The following is a 19682-nucleotide window of genomic DNA, read 5'->3' as shown; positions in this document are numbered from 1 at the left end:
CACTTTTCTGTTCTTATTTTACACTAACAATAATAATTTTTAACAATAATATAACCCTGCAATTTTCACTAAAATTTCGTAATTTTGTGGGTCTTAATTTTATAATGAAAGTATTCTCTATTCAATGTTAATTTTGTGGCATTGTTCAAAAAATTACCGGTAAGAAGATCGGTGGAATACCGGTAAAAGTTCAATTGATGACAGCCCCGGAATAATCCGTGGAAAAACACCATTACTGACAGCCTTACGGCGATACAGTCTTTTTATGAATAAACAAAATATGGCTAACACAACAGAAATAGATATAAAAAAACAGATTTTCGTTAAGAATGCCCATCTTAACAATCTGAAACATATAGACGTCCTGATTCCGAAAAACAAACTGATAGTTATCACAGGAGTTTCGGGAAGCGGTAAGTCATCTTTGGCCTTTGATACCATTTATGCAGAGGGGCAGAGAAGATATGTTGAAAGTTTAAGCTCTTATGCCCGCCAGTTTTTAGGAAAATTAGAAAAGCCTAAAGTAGACGATATTAAAGGACTTGCTCCTTCCATTGCAATTCAGCAGAAAGTCATTTCTTCCAATCCGCGTTCTACGGTGGGAACTTCTACAGAGATCTATGATTATATGAAGCTTCTGTTTGCCAGGATCGGGAAAACTTTTTCACCTGTTTCCGGGGAGGAAGTGAAAAAAGATTCGGTTTCGGATGTGATTGACTTCATTAAGGCCTCTAAAAAAGATACTTCTTTTCTATTGACCGCTCCGTTGGAATATGATGCGGATAATTTTAAAGAAACCCTCAATGTTTTAAAACTGGCAGGTTTCACAAGACTTGAAATCAATGGAAATGTCGCAGGAATTGAAGATCTGGAAAGCTTTGGTTTTACGCCCGAAAAAGGGATGACCATCAATCTTGTTATTGACCGTTTTTCCTACGAAGAAGATGAAAGCTTTTTACAAAGGCTTGCCGACTCTATTCAAATGGCTTTTTATGAAGGACGCGGCTATTGTTCATTAAAGAATACAGATACTCAAAAAGTAAAGGAGTTCTCCAATAAATTTGAACTGGACGGAATGGAGTTCCTTGAATCCAACGTTCATTTTTTCAGCTTTAATAATCCATACGGAGCCTGCCCGGCATGTGAAGGCTACGGAAAAGTGATCGGAATTGACGAAGATCTTGTAGTTCCCAATAAAACACTGTCCGTTTACGAAGATGCCGTTGTATGCTGGAGAGGAGAAACCATGAGCGAATGGAAAAAGGATTTCATCAAAAAAGCCGGAGACTTCCCTATCCACAAGCCTTACCACCAGTTGACCAAAGAACAGAAAAATTTTCTTTGGAAAGGTGACGGAAGAAGTAATTTCCCATGCATTAATAATTTCTTCAAAATGCTTGAGGAAAATCTGTATAAAATCCAGTACAGGGTAATGCTCTCGCGCTACAGAGGAAAAACCCTCTGCCCTACCTGTGAAGGTCTGAGACTTCGTGAAGAAACCAGCTGGGTAAAAGTTGACGGACACAACATTCAGTCGATGATTGAACTTCCTTTGGATGAACTGGCACCTTTAATCAATGGTTTAAAGCTTTCAGAACATGATAAAGAAGTAGCCAAAAGACTTTTGTATGAAATCACTACCCGCCTGGAGTTCTTATTAAAAGTAGGATTAGGATATTTAACATTGAACAGAACATCCAACACGCTTTCAGGGGGAGAAAGCCAGAGAATCAATCTGGCAACCAGTCTGGGAAGTTCTTTGGTAGGTTCCATTTATATATTGGATGAGCCTTCTATCGGACTGCACTCTAAAGACACGGAAAATCTGATCGAAGTATTGAAAAATCTTCGCGACCTTGGGAATACTGTCATTGTGGTAGAGCACGATGAGGATGTAATGAGAGCTGCGGATTATATTATTGATATTGGTCCGGAAGCAGGTTATCTTGGTGGTGAGCTGGTATTTGCCGGAGATTATAAAGACTTGAAAAAAGCCAGCACCCTTACTTCAGAATATCTGACCGGAAGACTTGAAATAGAAGTTCCGAAGAAAAGAAGAAAAGCAAAAGAATGGATTCACATAAAAGGAGCCCGTCAGAATAACCTTAAGAATATAGATGTAGACGTTCCTTTGGAGAGCCTTGTCGTTATTTCGGGAGTTTCGGGAAGCGGAAAATCTACTTTGATGAAAGAAATCCTTACCAATGATATTCAGATACAGCTTGGAATGGGCGGTAAGAAAGGAGACTATGATTCTGTTGAATTTCCGAAAAAACTGGTCAAAAATATTGAACTGATTGACCAGAACCCAATTGGAAAATCATCCCGTTCAAACCCGGTTACTTATTTAAAGGCTTACGATGATATCCGTGATCTTTTTGCCAAGCAGAAAGTAGCCAAAATGATGGGTTATAAGCCCAAACATTTCTCTTTCAATGTGGATGGCGGAAGATGTGATGAATGTAAAGGAGAAGGAGTCATCAATGTTTCCATGCAGTTTATGGCAGACATTGAACTGGAATGTGAAGTTTGCAAAGGAACACGGTTCAAAAATGAGATCCTTGAAGTAAAATTTGACGAAAAAAACATCTCTGATATTCTTCATATGACCGTAGATGAAGCATTGGAGTTCTTTAAAGATAATAATGAAGATAAAATCGTAACAAAACTGAGACCGCTTCAGGAAGTTGGTTTAGGTTACCTTCAGCTGGGACAAAGCTCTTCTACCCTTTCCGGAGGTGAGGCACAACGTGTAAAACTGGCTTCTTTCCTTGTAAAAGGTGTTACCACAGACAAAACGTTATTCATCTTTGACGAACCCTCTACAGGGCTTCACTTCCATGATATTCAGAAATTACTGAAATCCTTACAGGCATTGATTGATCTTGGACATTCGGTGATTGTTATTGAGCATCAGCCCGATATCATTAAATGTGCAGATCATATTATAGACATTGGTCCGGAGGCAGGAAAACACGGTGGAGAAGTGGTATTTACAGGAACACCGGAAGATCTGACCAAAAATAAAAAATCCTATACGGCAAAATATATCAAAGAAAAACTGGACAAATAAATCGAATCGGCTGCGTTAAAACAGCCGATTTTTTATGGAGATTCTCTATCTTTATTCAACCATTACAAAAATTATTTTTATGCCCTGGAATCCTGAATTATACGATCAGTACAAAGATGTACGTTACAAACCCTTTTACGATTTAGCAGCATTAATCAAGCCTGAAAACAATATAAAAGCCATTGATCTAGGCTGTGGTACCGGAGAACAAACTTCTATTCTGGCTGAGAAACTGACAGGCTCCACCTTTCTCGGAATAGATTCATCGGCGGAAATGCTTGAAAAATCTAAGAAGTTTGAAAATGATAATCTTCATTTTAAACTTCAGTCTATTGAAGAAACAGCTCAGTCTCATCAGAAATGGGATCTTGTCTTCAGCAATGCCGCTTTACAGTGGGCTGATGACCACGAAACTTTATTTCCTAAAATCATTGGATTGCTTTCACAGAATGGGCAGTTAGCCCTACAAATGCCTGTGCAGAAAGAAAATATTCTGAATCAGATTTTAACAGAAATGGCGGATGAGGAGCCTTATGCATCCCAGTTAAATCATTTCAACCGTGATTCGCCGGTACTTTCAATGGATGATTATGCACAGATATTATTTGATAACGGAATTCAGGACATTGAAATATTTCAGAAAGTTTATCCCATCATTGCAGATGATCACGAAGCCTTATATGCCTTTATTTCAGGAACAGCATTATTACCGTATTTAGAACGTCTGGAAGGAGAAAAGAAAGAAAATTTCATCTCCGGATTTAAATCACGTATCGCAGAAAGATTTACAAAATATCCGGCCATTTATGCATTTAAGCGCATCCTGATGTACGGACGTAAAAAATAAAGGATTGTATTCTTAAACTAAAAGAAGCTGTCACAAAATTGTAACAGCTTCTCATGTCTACACACTCTAGTTTTTCAGATTATACAGAAAAGGACTTTTTCGAATGTATTCCGAACCCTTTATCTGAGATGCCAGAAACTCCGCCAGATCCGCAGCACCAATGCCTTCACCTTTGCAGTCTGTGAGACTTGTTTCTGTTGGAAAATGTTCCTCTTTAAGATGAATCAGCGGCAGCCTTACCAATGTCCAGTCGAGATTGCTTTCCAGAAGAAGTTCATACTCTTTTTGTTTGTCAGCAGTGGTCACGGGATAATTCTGGTACATCCAGTCTGTTGCCATTTGTACCCGATCATTTTTATGGTCGGATAACGTATTTACACTAAGCCCTGTGGTAACGATATAACGATTGAGATCATAATGATTCATTGCACTGATAATATTTCTCGCAGCATCACTGAAGATAGGCTTCTCGCCTTTGGGCTGGCCTAAAGTACTCATAACAAGATCAGCACCTTTAATCAATTTATAAATCGCTGCTGTATCTCTGGCATCTCCCTGTATTATTTCAATTAAAGGATTTCGAAGGATAAAATTCTCAGGATTTCTCAGTAAAAGTTTAAGATGATATCCTTTCTCAAGAAGGTTTTGTACCAGATATTGTCCGGATTTTCCGGTTCCGCCGATGATGGCAATTGTATTAGCTTTCATAATATTCGATTTAATTATTAAACATCAATAATCACCGCAGATTACCCGCGAATGACCGTTGATACAGCAAATGACGTGTTGCCTTTGCTTTTAAAGATGATATAACAGATGTATTGGGTTCAGAAATTTGAACCTGAGTTGTTCAGAGCTAAAAAATAACTTCTGACTGCAGTAATATGTATTACGAGATTTTGATAAAGTAAAGTTACTGATTTTTATTATTAAAAATTTCAAAAAAATTATAAGTTTGACAATACCTGGTAAAAAATAAAGTTTTTAACTTTGATAACAGACTTGATATCAGTTTATTTCATATAGTACACTTACACCAAAACACCAATAATAATATGGAACCATTTACAGTAAACATTCCTGAACCGGTTATAACCGACCTTAAAAACCGTTTGCAAAATGCCCGCTGGCCCGGGCAGGCCGATGACTCCGGCTGGAACTACGGCACCAGCGAGACTTACCTCAAAGAACTTGTACACTACTGGATCAATGATTATGACTGGAAGCTGCATGAGCAATTATTGAATCAGCATCCTCAATATACAGCCCAAATAGATGGAATACTGATTCATTTTCAGTACATAAGAGGAAAAGGTCAAAACCCCAAACCATTGATTCTTACTCATGGCTGGCCGGACAGCTATTACCGTTTTCATAAAATTATTCCCTTACTTACCGAAGGTGAACAAAGCTTTGATCTGGTTATTCCTTCTATTCCGGGATTTGGCTTTTCTGGCAAAACAGCGGTCAGCAGTGAAAGAGTTGCTGATCTCTGGAAAAAACTCATGACTGAAGTGCTTGGATATGAAAAATTCTGTGCAGCCGGTGGAGATATCGGTATGGGTGTAGTAAAAGCCCTGACATCAAAATACCCTGAAGTCCTGCAAGCTGTTCATCTTACCGATGTAGGATACCCTACCGGTCAGGAAGATTTCACCACAATGAGTAAAGAAGAACAGGAGTTTGCACAGTTTGTCCAGCAATGGTGGTACAGCGAATGTGCTTACGCCATGGTACAGTCTACCAAGCCGCAAACTCTGGCCTATGGTCTCAATGATTCTCCTATCGGGCTGGCTGCCTGGATCATTAGCTTTACCAATGCAGGGGCTGCACCGGAAATGATTGAAACGGCATTTGGCGGGAAAGACGAATTACTCACCAATATTATGATTTACTGGATCACACAAACTATAGGCTCTTCTGCAAGAATGTACAAAGAAGACGCTGCTGCCTTATGGAGCGGCACTCAGGTCCATCAAAAAAGCAATGTTCCTGCCGGAGTACTTGTATTTCCCCGTGAAGCTCAGTTTCCCAAAGAATGGGCAGAACGTTTTGTTAATGTTGTCAGCTTTAAAAAAATGAATGAAGGAGGACACTTTGCTGCCCTGGAATTACCTCATCTATTTGCAGATGAGCTAAGATCATTCTTTTATTCTGTTCATAACAACAATTCATGAAATATAACTCATCTATTCTTTTAGCAGTTTGTCTTTTGATGGTGAGCTGTACCCTACAGAGGAAAAATACAGAAAATGCCAATTATGAAGTAAAGCGGGATACTTTAACCCTCCTGGACCCGGTAAGAAACCGTAGGATTCCAGTTGCTTTTTATTATCCTGAAACACGTAAAAAAATTGCGAATCAGCAAGTCATTATCTTCAATCATGGATATGGTTTTAATAAGGGCGGAGATTATTTTGTTTATTCTTATCTGACCGAAAAGCTGGCTTCAAAAGGTTATTTTACAGTAAGCATACAGCATGAGCTGGCTACAGATCGCCTTTTACCTACTGAAGGAAACTTACAGATCGTGCGAAGACCTTTCTGGCAAAATGGTTCCGATAATATTTTGTTGGTTCTGAATGAACTTACCAAGATAAAACCCGAACTTGATTATAAACACCTGACCCTGATAGGACATTCCAATGGAGGAGACATGGCGGCACTATTCACCAATCAGCATCCTAACCTGGTCTATAAGCTGATTACGATGGATAACCGGAGAATGTTTCTTCCCAGAACTTCAGTGCCTAAAATATATACCTTACGCTCCAACGATTATCCCGCTGATGAAGGAGTACTGCCCAACGAACAGGAACAGAAAAAGAACTATATGACGATACAGCCCACTCTTATTAATCATAATCATATGGATAATAAAGGGACGGATGAGGAGAAAAAGACGTTATCTGATTTTGTTCTAAAATATCTCACAGAAGATAAGCTGCAGTGAAAATTGTTAATCATTCTAAACCATTACTAAAATTTTGTTAACATAGTATGATTTTTTTATAACTTCTTTTATTTTAGCCAAAATTAATAACTTATGAAAAAACTGACCTACACTATTGTAGCAGCATTTTTGTTCTGTTCGGTGGAAGCTCAAATACAAAACGCCGGTTTTGAGAATATGACCGATGGATTACCCAATCACTGGAATGTTAAAAAAACAGATTCATACGAAGGAAAAATAGACTACACCCACTATTTTGGAGGAAAAGCTTCTATGCAGCTGACAGGAAAGACAGATCAATCCAAAGAATTTCAATCTTTTTCTCAAAAAGTTTCTCTGGACATTCAGCAGCTGCAGAAAATAGAGATCAGTGCGTATGTAAAATCTGAGAACACCAACGGAAAAATCAATCTTTGGACTCAGGTTAAGGACGAAAATGGAGAGATGATTGATTTTGGAAATTCCGAATCACAGCAGAGACCTATCGCTGTGAATAAAGACTGGACAAAGTATTCTTTAACTTTCACTGCTGATAAAAATGTAAAAAGCCTTCTTCTTGGAGGTGTACTCTCAGGAAACGGTACTGTTTGGTTTGACCATTTTGAGCTTAATAAGATTCCGTTTTCAAATGAAGAACCTTCAAAAAAAGCGGCAAAATACATTCAGGATTTTAAAAATATTGTAAAAAAGAATTCTATTTTTTCAGATAAGCTGGACTGGCAGAATATTGAAACCAATCTTCATAATCTATCAAAAGGAATGAAAACCATTGATGATACCACCCCTGCGCTGAGCTACATTATACAAAACCTGAGACAGGCTGGTGATAATCATTCATTTATTTCCGGTAAAGAGCGTTCAGAAAAGCAAAAAAGTGGCAATATTTATGAGACAAAGCCTGATTCCAGACTTATTGATCAGAATATCGGCTATATTTCGGTTCCGGCTTTTGGTTCCTTAAACAAGGAAGTTGGAAATGATTTTGCCTTGCAGATCCACAATATGATTAAAAAACTGGATTCTGAAAATACCATTAAAGGCTGGATTGTAGACTTGAGAAGCAATACCGGAGGAAATATGGAACCTATGATCGGAGGTCTCGGAAGCCTTATTGGAGAAGGGACACTGGGTTATTTTGTATACAAAGACCAAAAAACACCATGGATCTATAAAAACAGACAATTTGGTGCGACCAAAATTACGGAACCTTATGATCTTAAAAGCGGAAATTCTAAAATAGCGGTTCTTATAGGCCCTCATACGGCCAGCTCCGGAGAAGCCACTACCATTGCATTTATCGGGAAAAGCAATGTGAAACTTTTTGGACAGCCATCAGCAGGTTACACTTCAGCCAACAGTATTTATCCATTAAGTGACGGTAAAATCTTTGCCGTGGCTTCTTCCTATGAAATGGACCGAAACGGAAAAGTCTATTCCGGAAAAATTGACCCTGACATTACGGTAGCATCTAAAGAGGGTCAGGATATGGATATTGAGACGGCAAAACACTGGATTTTAAGCGAGCAGCAGACTTATCCACAATAAAATGTGGATAACTTGTGAATTTTAACATTAAATTGATATTTCGTATTAAAATTATCACTACATTTACTATGTAATAAACATCGAAGTGGAAACTTTATTTGCTTTTCTTACTACTCTTGAAATTGCAATTAAATTTGAAATAAAAATTTAAGCACAGCATTGTCGGCTGTGCTTTTTATTGTTGTCTAATTAAAAAAATGAGATGTATTATCTACTGAATCTGCCCCTAAAGGGCAGATTCTTTTATGTATACAGTCTGAACATAAAGAGGTAACTGCTATAAATTCATGAACGAATACTCGTCGTACACCGTGCTGATAAGCTCTTCAGAATTGATATTTCTTGAAAATATAGGATAATGAAAACGATCCAGTTTATTCAGAATACGGATAAGATCCATCTTTTCATGGTGATTAAGGTTTCCTGCAACAATATTGGTAGCCTGTCTGATCTTCTCCATTTGTTTTTCGAGGGTCACTAAACCTTTTTCAGAAATACGGATCAATTTGCTTCGTTTATCCAAATCAGAATCTGTTTGTTCTATAAGTCCCTGGCGGAGAAGTCTTGCAATAATAAGCATCCCTACCGGCTTGTCATGAATATTCTTTTTGATGAGCGTCATTTTGGACATTTCACCAAAGGCTTTTAAATTAATTAAATAAATAAAATCTTCCTGCGTAGAAAATTCAGAATCTGATATGGCAGATTTCGAGTAGGTTTTTGCATAGCGGTTAAGATGTACCAATAATGTACTTATGGCGCTTTCGGGTGTTCTTCCGTTTTCTTTTCCTTCCCAGTAGGGTTCTTCAGCGGCAGCTGGCTGCAGAGTGTTTTTTTCGTCACAGATCCATGCTTTAAAGCCCTCGATGGTGCTTGGATAGGAATCAGGGTTGGCATTTGATTCAAACTGCTCAAGGAGCGTTATAAAGTCTTTTATTAAAGGAAAATTCATTGTTGTTAAAATAGTATACAAATATACTATTTTTTATAATAATCTTCTCTTTTTTTTGCCTGTACGGTACAACATTTGTATTTTAAAGTTTAATTATCAACGTTATGGACGAAATAAAAATACAACCTTTAGATCTGATCAATGATAAGTATTTAATAGATGAATATTTTAATTTCAAAGTAAAAAGTGAATTGAATATTGACATTGATCTCAGTAATGAGTACACTACTGCACATAATATCGTTTCAAAAAAATTAATTCTTGTACAGACATTTTCTGATACAACTATAGGAAATCCACAGTTATATCTTTTATTACGGTCTTTAATTCACAATATCAACAGTTACCATCTTACAAAAAATGAAATAATTTCTGTCTTGAAAAAATAAATAAATAAATAAATAAATAAAAGGCTGTCTCCTGCATTTGATAATACAAACAGAGGAGACAGCCTTTTTATATTAGAAAACTGTAAGATTTATACCTGTTCTTTTATATGTTTTGCCACCATTTCTTCAAGGTCATCCAGATTGAAAGGCTTTGAAACATAATCATCCGCCCTGGCTTCGGCAGCTAAAGCAGCAATGTCATTATTTGCAGTCACATAAATTACTGGGATGTGATTAAACTCTTCACTGTTTTTCAGAAGTTTTGTGGCTTCTACACCCCCTATTTTCGGAATCCAGTTATCCATGAGAATAACATCCGGATGATAGTCGGCTACTTTTTCCAGAATGTCATGCGAAGTTTCCGAAATTTTGACTTCGTAGCCATTCTCTTCAAATATGATGGTAATCACTTCCAAAATAGCAGCATCATCATCAAAAATTAAAATTTTCTTTTTGTTCATATTATTAAGGTTACTCTTATTACAATTGATTGATATAATCTGCCAAATTATCCGGTTTGATAATGAGATCATAATTAATTTCTTCTACGGCATGTTTAGGCATATAATTCACCTCTGCCGTTTCTGGATCCTGAATCCACACCTGTCCGTTGTTTTTTTTAATGTAGCACAGCCCTTCTACTCCATCCGCATTGGCTCCTGATAAAAGAATTCCAACCATATTTTTCCCATAAATTTCTGCTGCTGACCTGAAGGTAACATCTATTGAAGGGCGGGAGTAATTCATTTTTTCTGAGCTGTCTAATGACATATTTTTCTTGTTTTCAAACAGCAGATGATAATCAGCCGGAACAATATATATCGCATTGCTTTCGATTCCGGTTTTATCTTCTGCTTCTATCACAGGAATTTTAGTAAACTGCTGCAATAAAGTCCGCAGGATATCTCCTGACTGGGCTTTACGGTGAAGCACAACAACTATCGGGATTTTTAGGACATCATTCAGGTTTTTAATCATTTCAATGATAACCTGTAGACTTCCTGCCGATCCTCCTATAACAATAAGTTCAATGTTCATTTGTGATTTCATAGCACTTCCTATTAATGATGATCAAGCTTTTTCCAGATTTTCTGATCTTCCAGCTGATGATAATTTTTTTCTATGGTGGAAAATCTAAGTGTTTCTTTTGCTCCCAGCGCTAAGAAGCCTAAATTTTCAAGACTGTTGTCGAAAAGCTTAAATACTCTCTCCTGCAGTTCTCGGTCAAAATAGATGAGCACATTTCTGCAGATAATCAGCTGAAAGCTATTGAAAGAGCTGTCTGACACCAGATTATGAGTTGATAATATCAGTTTTTCCTGTAAGCTTTTATCAAATTTTACACTGTCATAATTGGCTGTATAATAATCAGAAAAATCTTTTTTACCTCCTGAAAGCATATAGTTTTCAGAATATAATTTCATCTGATACAACGGAAAAACACCGGCTCTGGCTGTTTCAAGAACCGCGGGATTTAAATCTGTACCATAAATCAGGCATTTATCATACAGGCCAGCTTCTTTCAGCAAAATGGCAATGGAATAAGCTTCTTCTCCCGTTGAACAGCCTGCAATCCAAATCCTGATGAGCGGATAGGTACCTAACTGAGGAAGAACTTTTTCTCTGAGTGCTTTAAAAAAAGAAGGATCCCGGAACATTTCCGTAACATTTACCGTAACTTCTTCTACAAAACGCTTTAAATACTCCGCATCGTTCATAATGGTATACCTAAGTTCCGCAAAGCTGGTAAACCGGTCCAAAAGACATATACGGTTAACTCTTCTCTTAAATGAAGCCCTGCTATAACCGGAAAAGTCATAGCCATACATCTCATAAACATCGTTGATCAGATATTCTATTTCTTTATCTTTTACGATACTAGGTTCCAGCATCTATGAAAGTTTTTCTATTGCCAATATTAACAGGTCTACATCAATTGGTTTCGAAACATAATCATTAGCTCCTACTTCAATACATTTCTGGCGGTCTTCAGGCATTGCCTGTGCGGTAACAGCAATAACCGGAATCTCTTTGATTTCCGGGGTTTTTCTTATGATCCTCACTGCCTCGTAACCATCTATCCCAGGCATCATCATATCCATAAGCACTACGGAAAACTGAGGATCTGCCATTAGCATATCCAAAGCTACCTGAGCCATGGTACAGGTTTCAACGGCATATCCACGAGCCTTAAGGGTTAGCTTCAGTGCGAATATATTGCGTGGATCATCATCCACAATTAAAATTTTCTTATTCATCAGAATTTTATCTGTTTAACTTTCATACAACCAAACGCGAAGCAGCGACAATAGCTGATCAATATCTACAGGTTTTGAGATATAATCCGAAGCTCCTGCCGTAATACACTTTTCGCGCTCTCCAATCATTGACTTTGCGGTAACCGCTATAATAGGCAGTTTCTTAAATGCGGGCATTTTTCTGATCTGCTTTATGGTTTCGTAGCCATCCATTTCCGGCATCATCATATCCATCAGGATTACATCTATATCGGGATTATGGTGAATCTGCTCCAGGGCATGTTTTCCATCCATAGCTACAATAACTTCCACTTTATATTTTTCCAGTGCTTTGGTTAAAGAAAATATATTGCGTACATCATCATCCGTAATGAGCACTTTTTTACCGCTCAACACTTCCGTTAAAGAACCCAGCATTCTCCCTGCAGTATTTTCGGAAGAATTGTTTTTCTCTTCTACCAGATGTAAAAACAGCCCTACTTCATCTAAAATTCTCTGGTACGAATGGGCAGTTTTCACCACAATTGAATCTGCATACTGCTTTATTTTAAGTTCTTCTTCTTTGGATAAATGATGTTCTGTAAAGATGATAATGGGAAGATTTTCCAATCCTTCATGGCTCTTTATGGATTCAATTACGTGGTAATCGTTTGCTTTTGAACTTCCGATGTCCAGAATAACGCAGTCCACAAGATCAGAAGTAAGTGCTTTCACACTATCCTCTACCGTATGCTCTACGGATAAGGAGATATTAAAATTGCTCAGAAAATAAGACAGGGCACTGGCATGTTTGGCATTTTCTTCTACAATCAGGACTTTTTGGGATCCTTTATTTAAGGCTTCTTCGATCTTTCTGAATACATCCGTCATTTTATCCAGCGCTACCGGCTTATTAATAAAGTCTACGGCACCTTTCATGAGGCTTTCTTTTTTAAGATGAAGAACAGACATCATATGAACAGGAATATGCTTGATATAAGGGTCAGATTTCAACTCATCCATCACCTCCCAGCCATCTTTTACAGGAAGCTGAACGTCCAGTAAAATGGCGTGCGGATGATACCTCTGAGCCGCAGAAAGACCATGATCTCCTCTCACCACAACTACCCCTTTGTATTTCTGCAGATGGGCATATTTTAATAAAGCTTTTGCAAAATTGATATCGTCTTCAATAATCAAGATTACCTTATCTCCATCCTGGATGTTTTCTCTGTCGTCCGCTACATCTTCCGGTATTTCAAGGGTATTCAAAGGAATCATTTTTGCGTCTCCCTCATCCAGAATATGCTGAATTTCTTCTACGTCTTCACGGATCACTTCTACAAGGTCGTGGTCGGTTTCAGAATGAGTAACTTCAGGCACAGCATGTACAGGAATCATAAAACTGAATTCACTTCCTTTGTCAACCTCGCTTTTCAAAACGAGTTCACCGCCGAGTAGTTTGGCGATTTCACGGCTGATCGACAGTCCTAAACCTGTTCCTCCAAATTTTCGCTTGGTTGAGCCATCAGCCTGCTGAAATGCTTCGAATATAATTTTTTGCTTATCTTCTGCAATTCCAACTCCTGTATCCTTTACGGAAAAAACGATAAAATCAGGTTTTTCAGAATGCTTTCTGATGTGTAAACCGATGCTTCCTTTTGTTGTAAATTTTAAAGCATTAGACAGCAGGTTTCTCAATACCTGATCAATTCTGAGACGGTCGCTTTCAATTACTTTCTGCACATTGGCTTCGATCTCGATATTAAATGGAAGATGCTTCTCCTGAAATACCGGATTAAAAAGGCTTTTCAGGTCCTTTACCACTTCTTCAATCATGACATCCTGGTACTCAAGTGTCATTTTACCGGATTCTATTTTTGCAAGATCAAGAATTTCATCAATAAGAGTTAATAAACTTGTACCGGAACTATGAATTACCTTTGCCGATTCTACCTGATCTTCATTAAGGTTTTCCTCCGGATTTTCCGTCATTAAACGAGATAAAAGAAGAATTGAATTCAGCGGCGTACGCAATTCATGGGACATATTGGCCAGGAACTCAGATTTGTATTTGGTGCTTAATGCCAGTTCTTCTACCTTTTTCTGAATCTCATTATTCCGTTCCGCAATCAGATGATTTTTCTCCTCCAGCAGTCTTGAACGTTCCTCCAGTTCCGCATTGGCCTGCATCAGCTCTTCCTGCTGCACTTTGAGTTCTTCTTCAGAAGCCTGAAGTTTCTGTGTTTGTGCTTCCAGTTCTGTATTCAGATTTTCAAGCTCAGAATGCTGTACCTGCAGTTCTTCAGACTGTGCCTGGGTTTCTTCCAATAACTGCTGCTCTTTTTCTCTCCCTTTTGCGGCGCTCAGGGCAATTCCTATATTGACGCAGCATTCTTCAAAATAACTTATTCTGTCTTCATCATAATTGGAGGTAGAACCAAGTTCCAATACTCCGATGATATGGCCGTCTGCATACAGAGGCAACAGAATGATACCGTAAATTTTTATTGTACTGCTGGCAAAAGTAACTACAAAGTCATCCTCATGAAGATTATTATATACCTGCGTTTTAGCATTTACAAAAGCCTGCCCCACCATTCCTTCTCCTGGTTCAAAAGCTTTTTTCATATTGGGTTCAAGCCCAAATGCTTTATTCAGTTTTAAAATACCTTCATCATATAAATACAGGGAACCATTAATACAGTTTCCGTATTCAATCAGCTGCATCAGGGATTTATTAGAAACTTCCTGCACTGTCTTATTCCCTACCAGGGATTCGTTCAGTAAAGCAAGACCTTTCTGGCGCCAGTCACTTTTATTAATTTTTTCAAAAGAGGTTTTAAGGGATTCTGTCATATTGTTAAGAGACCCCACAAGATCTCCAAGGTCATCCTGAGCATTATCCACTACTTTCTCACTGTAATCACCATTAGCAACCCTGTTGGCAATTTTTTGAATAGCACTTACACGGCGCGTCATTTCTTCATCTTTCTGCTTAAGCATTCTTTCCAGCTTATCTCTTCGGATAAGGTCTGCACGCATTTTTAAATAGAAGAATGTAGTTACCACTACTGCTGCTATTGCGGAAAAGACTATAAAAAGAACAGTTGTACCGGATGAACGGTTAAGATCTTTATTTTTAATTTCTAGCTGGCTTTCTTCATATTGTACAAAACCATTGACAATTTTACGGCACTGATCCATATAGGCTTTACCCTCAGTAATCTGCTGCTGTGTCATAATAATGCCTTTGCGTCTGTTCTCTACCAAATGCTTCAGATTTCCCATCACCTGATCAACTGCAGTTTTTAAGCCTGCAAGCCTTTGCAGTTGATTCTGATCACTTATTCCTAAAGATTCAGCGCGTACCAGAGCTTTGGAATATTCTCTCACTCCCCGTCTGTAAGGCTCAAGGAAATCTTCTCTTCCGGTGAGCTGATACCCCCTGTTTCCTGTTTCTGCATCCAGTAATGCAACCAGCACATCTTTCACGGCTGTTATAGAACGTCTGCTTTTGGAGAGACTTTCACGGTGAGTCATCTGATTCTGGATACTCCAGTAAGAGGCCAGTGAACTGGCTATTAAAATCAAAAGTGACAGACCTACTCCAAACTGAAGATTTCTTATTATTTTTTTCGGCATTAAAATTAGTTTAGTGGTAATGTAAAATAAAAAGTAGAACCTTCATCTACGATACTGGAAACGCCAACGCTTCCATGATGCTGCTTGATGATTTCGGAACAGATAAACAATCCGATCCCCATTCCCTGAAACTGCAGCGAAGATTCTTCTACACGATAGAATTTTTTGAATACAGCATCCTGTTTAAAATCAGGAATACCAATTCCAAAGTCGGTTACATTCACCCTTACTTCTTCTGCTTCTTTATCTACAAAGGTGGTCACAATAACCTGGTTATTATCGGGGGAATATTTAATAGCATTGGTCAGAAAATTGATCAGCACCTGTTCTATACGGATTTCATCTAAAGGGATTAAAATATCAGGTTTGGTGCCATGACGCTCAATTTTCACTTCACGCTGATCATGGGTCTGTACTATGGTTTCAATAGCATTGCTTATTAAATTTTCCAGATTTACCGGTTTTTTATTAATTTTCAGCTTGCCGTTTTCTATTTTAGAAACATCGAGGAGATCCGTAATAAGCGTGTTCAGTTTTTCAATCTGACCCTGAACTTTTGTAACAAACCCTGCTTCAGAGCTTTCTTTGTCGAGCTTTAATTTTCTTTCCAGTAACTGTACATATGCTTTAATACTTGTTAAAGGAGTCTTAAGCTCATGGCTTGCGATACTTAAAAATTCATCTTTTTCTTTTTCAACTTTCTTCTGATCATCAATGTCTGTAAAAGTCCCCACCCAGTTTTTAATACGGTCTTCATCATATACGGGCGTTACTCTAAGTAAGTGATAGCGGTAATCGCCTGCAGCTACATTTTTAATTCTCACTTCCAGTTCAAGAGCTTTTCCTTTTTTTCTGCATCTCTGAAACTCCTCATTGATATCCGGGTCGTCCGGATGTATCTCCGGAAAATTATGTTCTGAGGTTGAGTACTCATACCATTTACCATTCACAAAATCTACATTTCCGGCTTCATTCAGGGTGAATGCAATCTGCGGAAGCGACTCCAGCATCAAGTGAAAATGGTCAATCTGAGATTTCATCGTCACCTGTGATTCGCGTCTTCCCTTCACCTCCAGTTCAAGATTCTGCTGGGTCTTTTTCATGGCTATATTCTGTTCCTGAAGATTATAGAATGTTTTCACCTTAAGCAAAAGGATTTCAGGATCTACAGGTTTGGTGACATAGTCTTTAGCACCTGAAGCATAGCCTTGCGTAATAAATTTTTTGTCTGTATTGACCGCAGATAAAAATATAATAGGAACTTCTTTTGTTTTACTGTAATCTGCCAGCGTTTCTGCTACTTCAAAGCCATCCATATCAGGCATCTGAACATCCAGAATAATGAGGGCATAGTCGTTTTTGAGGGCTTTGCCCAGAGCCTCTTCGCCGGAATTGGCGGTTTCCACCTGAAAATCCTTGGATTCAAGTAATTTTTGCAGTGAATAGAGATTACTTTGATTGTCATCAACAATTAAAATCATAGAAGTTAAAATCAATAATTAGTTACAGATATTCGAACTTCAAAAATACTCACAATATTTCAAAACATAGCAATTTTTAAAGTATTATGAATAACTAATTCATACCACATTTTATGGTCGAAATAATAATGGCACCGCTCGTCATACGTAAAAAGCCCTTAATTATTTCGAAGAAACTCATGCTATAGATGTTCTGAATCATACTTGGGCATCGGATGCTTAAGTTCCACTTTGAAATCAATGGTCTGACCATGAAGCTATTCCTGCAAATAATTTGTAATTTTAAGACGTGGATATGGCCTCATAGTTCAATGGATAGAATAGAAGTTTCCTAAACTTTAGATCCAGGTTCGATCCCTGGTGAGGCTGCAATTTATGCCCGGATAAACTCCTATGCCAATCGTACTAATTCTCAAAATTGGCTGCTTAAAAACAAAAATCCCCGGAAATCTCCGAGGATAAAAAAACTAATAACCATGAAAACTCAAATTAAATGAGAATCGGGTGCAAAAATAAGACATATAAGACTGTTCTGCAATCGACTTCATCAATGAGCTTTATTTAAACAACTTTTAAAGTAAACTATTCTGCCTTCTATCTTATATACGATAAATCTATACCATTGGTTTTATGAGTTTCTTATAATTTTAATCCAGAGAATTTATTAAAATAAAAAAACCTCCATCAAAGGAGGTTTAAATGTAATTTGAACTATAAAAAAGTGATGTGGTGTTAAATAATTTTTATCTCTAAAAACTTGTATTAACATTAACAATGCGTGTGCCAATAAACATCACTGTTTAATGAAATCGCGTTTTTGTGGTATCTTTTTTTATAAAAAAACCTCCCATAGCATCGGGAGGTTAAAGTGTTTATGCAAAAATGAATTGTTGATAGAATGAAGGTAAAACATTCTGCCTAAGCAAAATATGAGTTTACTCATAAAGCAAAAACCCTCCCGTAAGGGAGGATAAAAAAAACTTCTTGTACTTTTAATTATATATCATTGGTAAATTTAAAGATATAAAAGGCTTCCACATTACGGGAAACCGTAAGGATAACAGAAATAAAAGTTCAGTTCCTGGTCAGTATCTATTAAACTGAATTTCCCGAACGGGGCTACAGAAGCCGAACATTTAAATATGCTCATAAAAAAACCTCCCGAATAATCGGAAGGTTATACTGTAATTTGTCAGAAATATGAAATTTTCTATGTGCCAAATATAAGTAAGTGTCAACACCATCGAATATGATTTCAATCATATCCCATAAAACTTCACGGTTCTGCTGACAATAATAATTTTAAAGCAAATATCAGCTGTATTTTATTCTTAATTTCATGAGATATATTAGATTATTATGCCTTGAAATAGGCGCAATTCCAAAACCATTTTCGTATATTTAAGATATAAGTTTTAAAATAGTAAGTTATGAAAGCAGTACGTTTTTTCGGGCACAAAGATGTCCGTGTAGTAAATGATATGGAAAAACCCACTCCTAATGGAGATGAAGTGTTGTTGAAAATTGGAGGCGCCGGCGTATGCCACTCTGACCTCCACATTATTGATGAGGGAACTGTAGGAGGTTCTGTATTTACATTGGGACATGAAAATGCAGGCTGGATCGAAGAAGTAGGGCCTGATGTTAAAGGATATAAAAAAGGAGATGCGGTTCTGGTGTATGGCCCGTGGGGATGCGGTCATTGTAAACCCTGCCAGCAATCCAAGGAAAACTATTGTGATCATCAGTCCGAAATGGCTTATGGCGGAGGTTTGGGATTAGATGGAGGAATGGCTGAGTACATGCTAGTACCTTCTTCAAGATTATTAGTTCCTATCTACGATCTGGATCCGGTGATTGCCGCTCCGCTTACTGATGCAGCCCTTACCCCCTATTCAGCAATTAAAAGATCGTTGTCTAAATTGACAGCCGATGAATACGTTGTTGTTATTGGAGTCGGAGGACTTGGGCATGTTGCACTTCAGATTCTTAGGGAAATTAGCGGCAGCACAATTATTGCGTGTGATGTAACGGATGAAAAACTTGCTTTTGCCAAAGAACTGGGAGCAGCCTTCACCGTCAACTCAAAAGATGCAGATGCTGCAGAACAGATTCAGAAAATTACCGGTATTAAAAAAGCGAAAGTAGTTATTGATTTTGTAGGAGCTACCTCAACCATCGAGCTTGGCACTAAAATTGTGAGCCTGGACGGAGATCTTACCATTGTTGGATTAGGTGGCGGTCATTATCAGTACAGCATGTCCGGTCTGCCATTTGGGGTGAGCATGACTAATCCTTACTGGGGATCGAGAGTTGAGCTCATGGAAGTGGTAGGATTGGCAAGACAGAAAAAGATTCATATTGAAATTGAAAAATACAGGCTGGACGAGGCCAATGAAGTATACGACCGAATGAGAAACGGAAAAATCAAAGGCAGAGCTGTTTTGATTCCATAGCGGATAAAGTACATAATACACGGCCGGAAGCAGTTTGCTTTCGGCTTTTTTATTTGCCTTTATGTAAAGTGAGAACTAAAAATATTAGCTGCTTTTCGTTCACA

15 protein-coding genes and 1 tRNA gene are annotated in these 19682 nt (G+C 37.9%); 8 read left to right on the top strand and 8 right to left on the bottom strand.

Features of this window, described 5'->3' with window-relative positions; all coding sequences use genetic code 11:
• Positions 1–280: 280 nt before the first annotated feature.
• Together uvrA and BLW74_RS07870 are read left to right on the top strand one after the other, a co-directional pair.
• A complete protein-coding gene (uvrA, locus tag BLW74_RS07875; RefSeq protein WP_089691325.1) occupies positions 281–3073 on the top strand; it encodes an excinuclease ABC subunit UvrA in 2793 nt (930 codons plus the stop codon).
• A 79-nt stretch (positions 3074–3152) separates the two neighbouring features.
• On the top strand, positions 3153–3920 hold the full coding sequence (locus BLW74_RS07870; protein ID WP_089692579.1) for a methyltransferase domain-containing protein: 768 nt from the start codon (positions 3153–3155) through the stop codon (positions 3918–3920).
• 66 nt (positions 3921–3986) lie between these two features.
• Here BLW74_RS07870 and BLW74_RS07865 read toward each other — a convergent pair whose 3' ends face one another.
• Entirely contained in the window at positions 3987–4628 is a 642-nt protein-coding gene (locus BLW74_RS07865) for an NAD(P)-dependent oxidoreductase (RefSeq protein ID WP_089691323.1), read from the bottom strand.
• 347 nt (positions 4629–4975) lie between these two features.
• Here BLW74_RS07865 and BLW74_RS07860 point away from each other — a divergent pair, with 347 nt between their 5' ends.
• The 3 genes from BLW74_RS07860 (at position 4976) to BLW74_RS07850 (ending at position 8418) form a co-directional block, all read left to right on the top strand.
• Positions 4976–6097 (top strand): epoxide hydrolase family protein, encoded by a 1122-nt coding sequence (locus tag BLW74_RS07860; RefSeq protein WP_089691319.1) that lies wholly within the window; start codon positions 4976–4978, stop codon positions 6095–6097.
• Positions 6094–6873, top strand: a complete 780-nt coding sequence (locus tag BLW74_RS07855) for an alpha/beta hydrolase (RefSeq protein WP_089691316.1) — start codon at positions 6094–6096, stop codon at positions 6871–6873. The genes BLW74_RS07860 and BLW74_RS07855 overlap by 4 nt, the downstream gene beginning before the upstream one ends.
• Positions 6874–6966: 93 nt before the next feature.
• Entirely contained in the window at positions 6967–8418 is a 1452-nt protein-coding gene (locus BLW74_RS07850; protein ID WP_089691312.1) for a S41 family peptidase, read from the top strand.
• Between the two features lie 277 nt (positions 8419–8695).
• Here BLW74_RS07850 and BLW74_RS07845 read toward each other — a convergent pair whose 3' ends face one another.
• Positions 8696–9370: a MarR family winged helix-turn-helix transcriptional regulator gene (locus BLW74_RS07845; RefSeq protein ID WP_089691309.1), complete on the bottom strand. Its 675-nt coding sequence runs from the start codon at positions 9368–9370 to the stop codon at positions 8696–8698.
• A gap of 104 nt (positions 9371–9474) precedes the next feature.
• On the opposite strand from BLW74_RS07845, the gene BLW74_RS07840 reads away from it, so the two are divergent.
• Positions 9475–9759, top strand: coding sequence for a hypothetical protein (locus tag BLW74_RS07840; RefSeq protein ID WP_089691306.1), 285 nt, complete (start codon positions 9475–9477; stop codon positions 9757–9759).
• A gap of 89 nt (positions 9760–9848) precedes the next feature.
• Here the strand turns inward: BLW74_RS07840 and BLW74_RS07835 are convergent, their stop codons facing one another.
• Genes BLW74_RS07835 through BLW74_RS07810 form a run of 6 tightly spaced genes read right to left on the bottom strand, consistent with a single transcriptional unit; the run spans position 9849 to position 17122 of the window.
• Positions 9849–10220, bottom strand: a complete 372-nt coding sequence (locus tag BLW74_RS07835) for a response regulator (protein WP_089691304.1) — start codon at positions 10218–10220, stop codon at positions 9849–9851.
• 19 nt (positions 10221–10239) lie between these two features.
• Complete coding sequence (locus BLW74_RS07830; protein WP_089691301.1) at positions 10240–10809, bottom strand: chemotaxis protein CheB; 570 nt, start codon at positions 10807–10809, stop codon at positions 10240–10242.
• An 11-nt stretch (positions 10810–10820) separates the two neighbouring features.
• Entirely contained in the window at positions 10821–11651 is an 831-nt protein-coding gene (locus BLW74_RS07825; RefSeq protein ID WP_089691298.1) for a CheR family methyltransferase, read from the bottom strand.
• Positions 11652–12017, bottom strand: coding sequence for a response regulator (locus BLW74_RS07820; RefSeq protein ID WP_185116343.1), 366 nt, complete (start codon positions 12015–12017; stop codon positions 11652–11654).
• A gap of 15 nt (positions 12018–12032) precedes the next feature.
• Positions 12033–15641: a response regulator gene (locus BLW74_RS07815; RefSeq protein ID WP_089691292.1), complete on the bottom strand. Its 3609-nt coding sequence runs from the start codon at positions 15639–15641 to the stop codon at positions 12033–12035.
• A gap of 5 nt (positions 15642–15646) precedes the next feature.
• Positions 15647–17122 (bottom strand): hybrid sensor histidine kinase/response regulator, encoded by a 1476-nt coding sequence (locus tag BLW74_RS07810; RefSeq protein ID WP_089691289.1) that lies wholly within the window; start codon positions 17120–17122, stop codon positions 15647–15649.
• Between the two features lie 297 nt (positions 17123–17419).
• Here BLW74_RS07810 and BLW74_RS07805 point away from each other — a divergent pair.
• Positions 17420–17491 (top strand) — tRNA-Arg (locus BLW74_RS07805).
• 1061 nt (positions 17492–18552) lie between these two features.
• Positions 18553–19578 (top strand): NAD(P)-dependent alcohol dehydrogenase, encoded by a 1026-nt coding sequence (locus BLW74_RS07800; protein WP_089691286.1) that lies wholly within the window; start codon positions 18553–18555, stop codon positions 19576–19578.
• The last annotated feature ends 104 nt before the right edge of the window (positions 19579–19682 follow it).

The sequence above is a fragment of the Chryseobacterium culicis genome, from assembly GCF_900108365.1.
Taxonomy (GTDB): domain Bacteria; phylum Bacteroidota; class Bacteroidia; order Flavobacteriales; family Weeksellaceae; genus Chryseobacterium; species Chryseobacterium culicis.
This window is presented reverse-complemented; position numbering and strand designations above follow the sequence as displayed.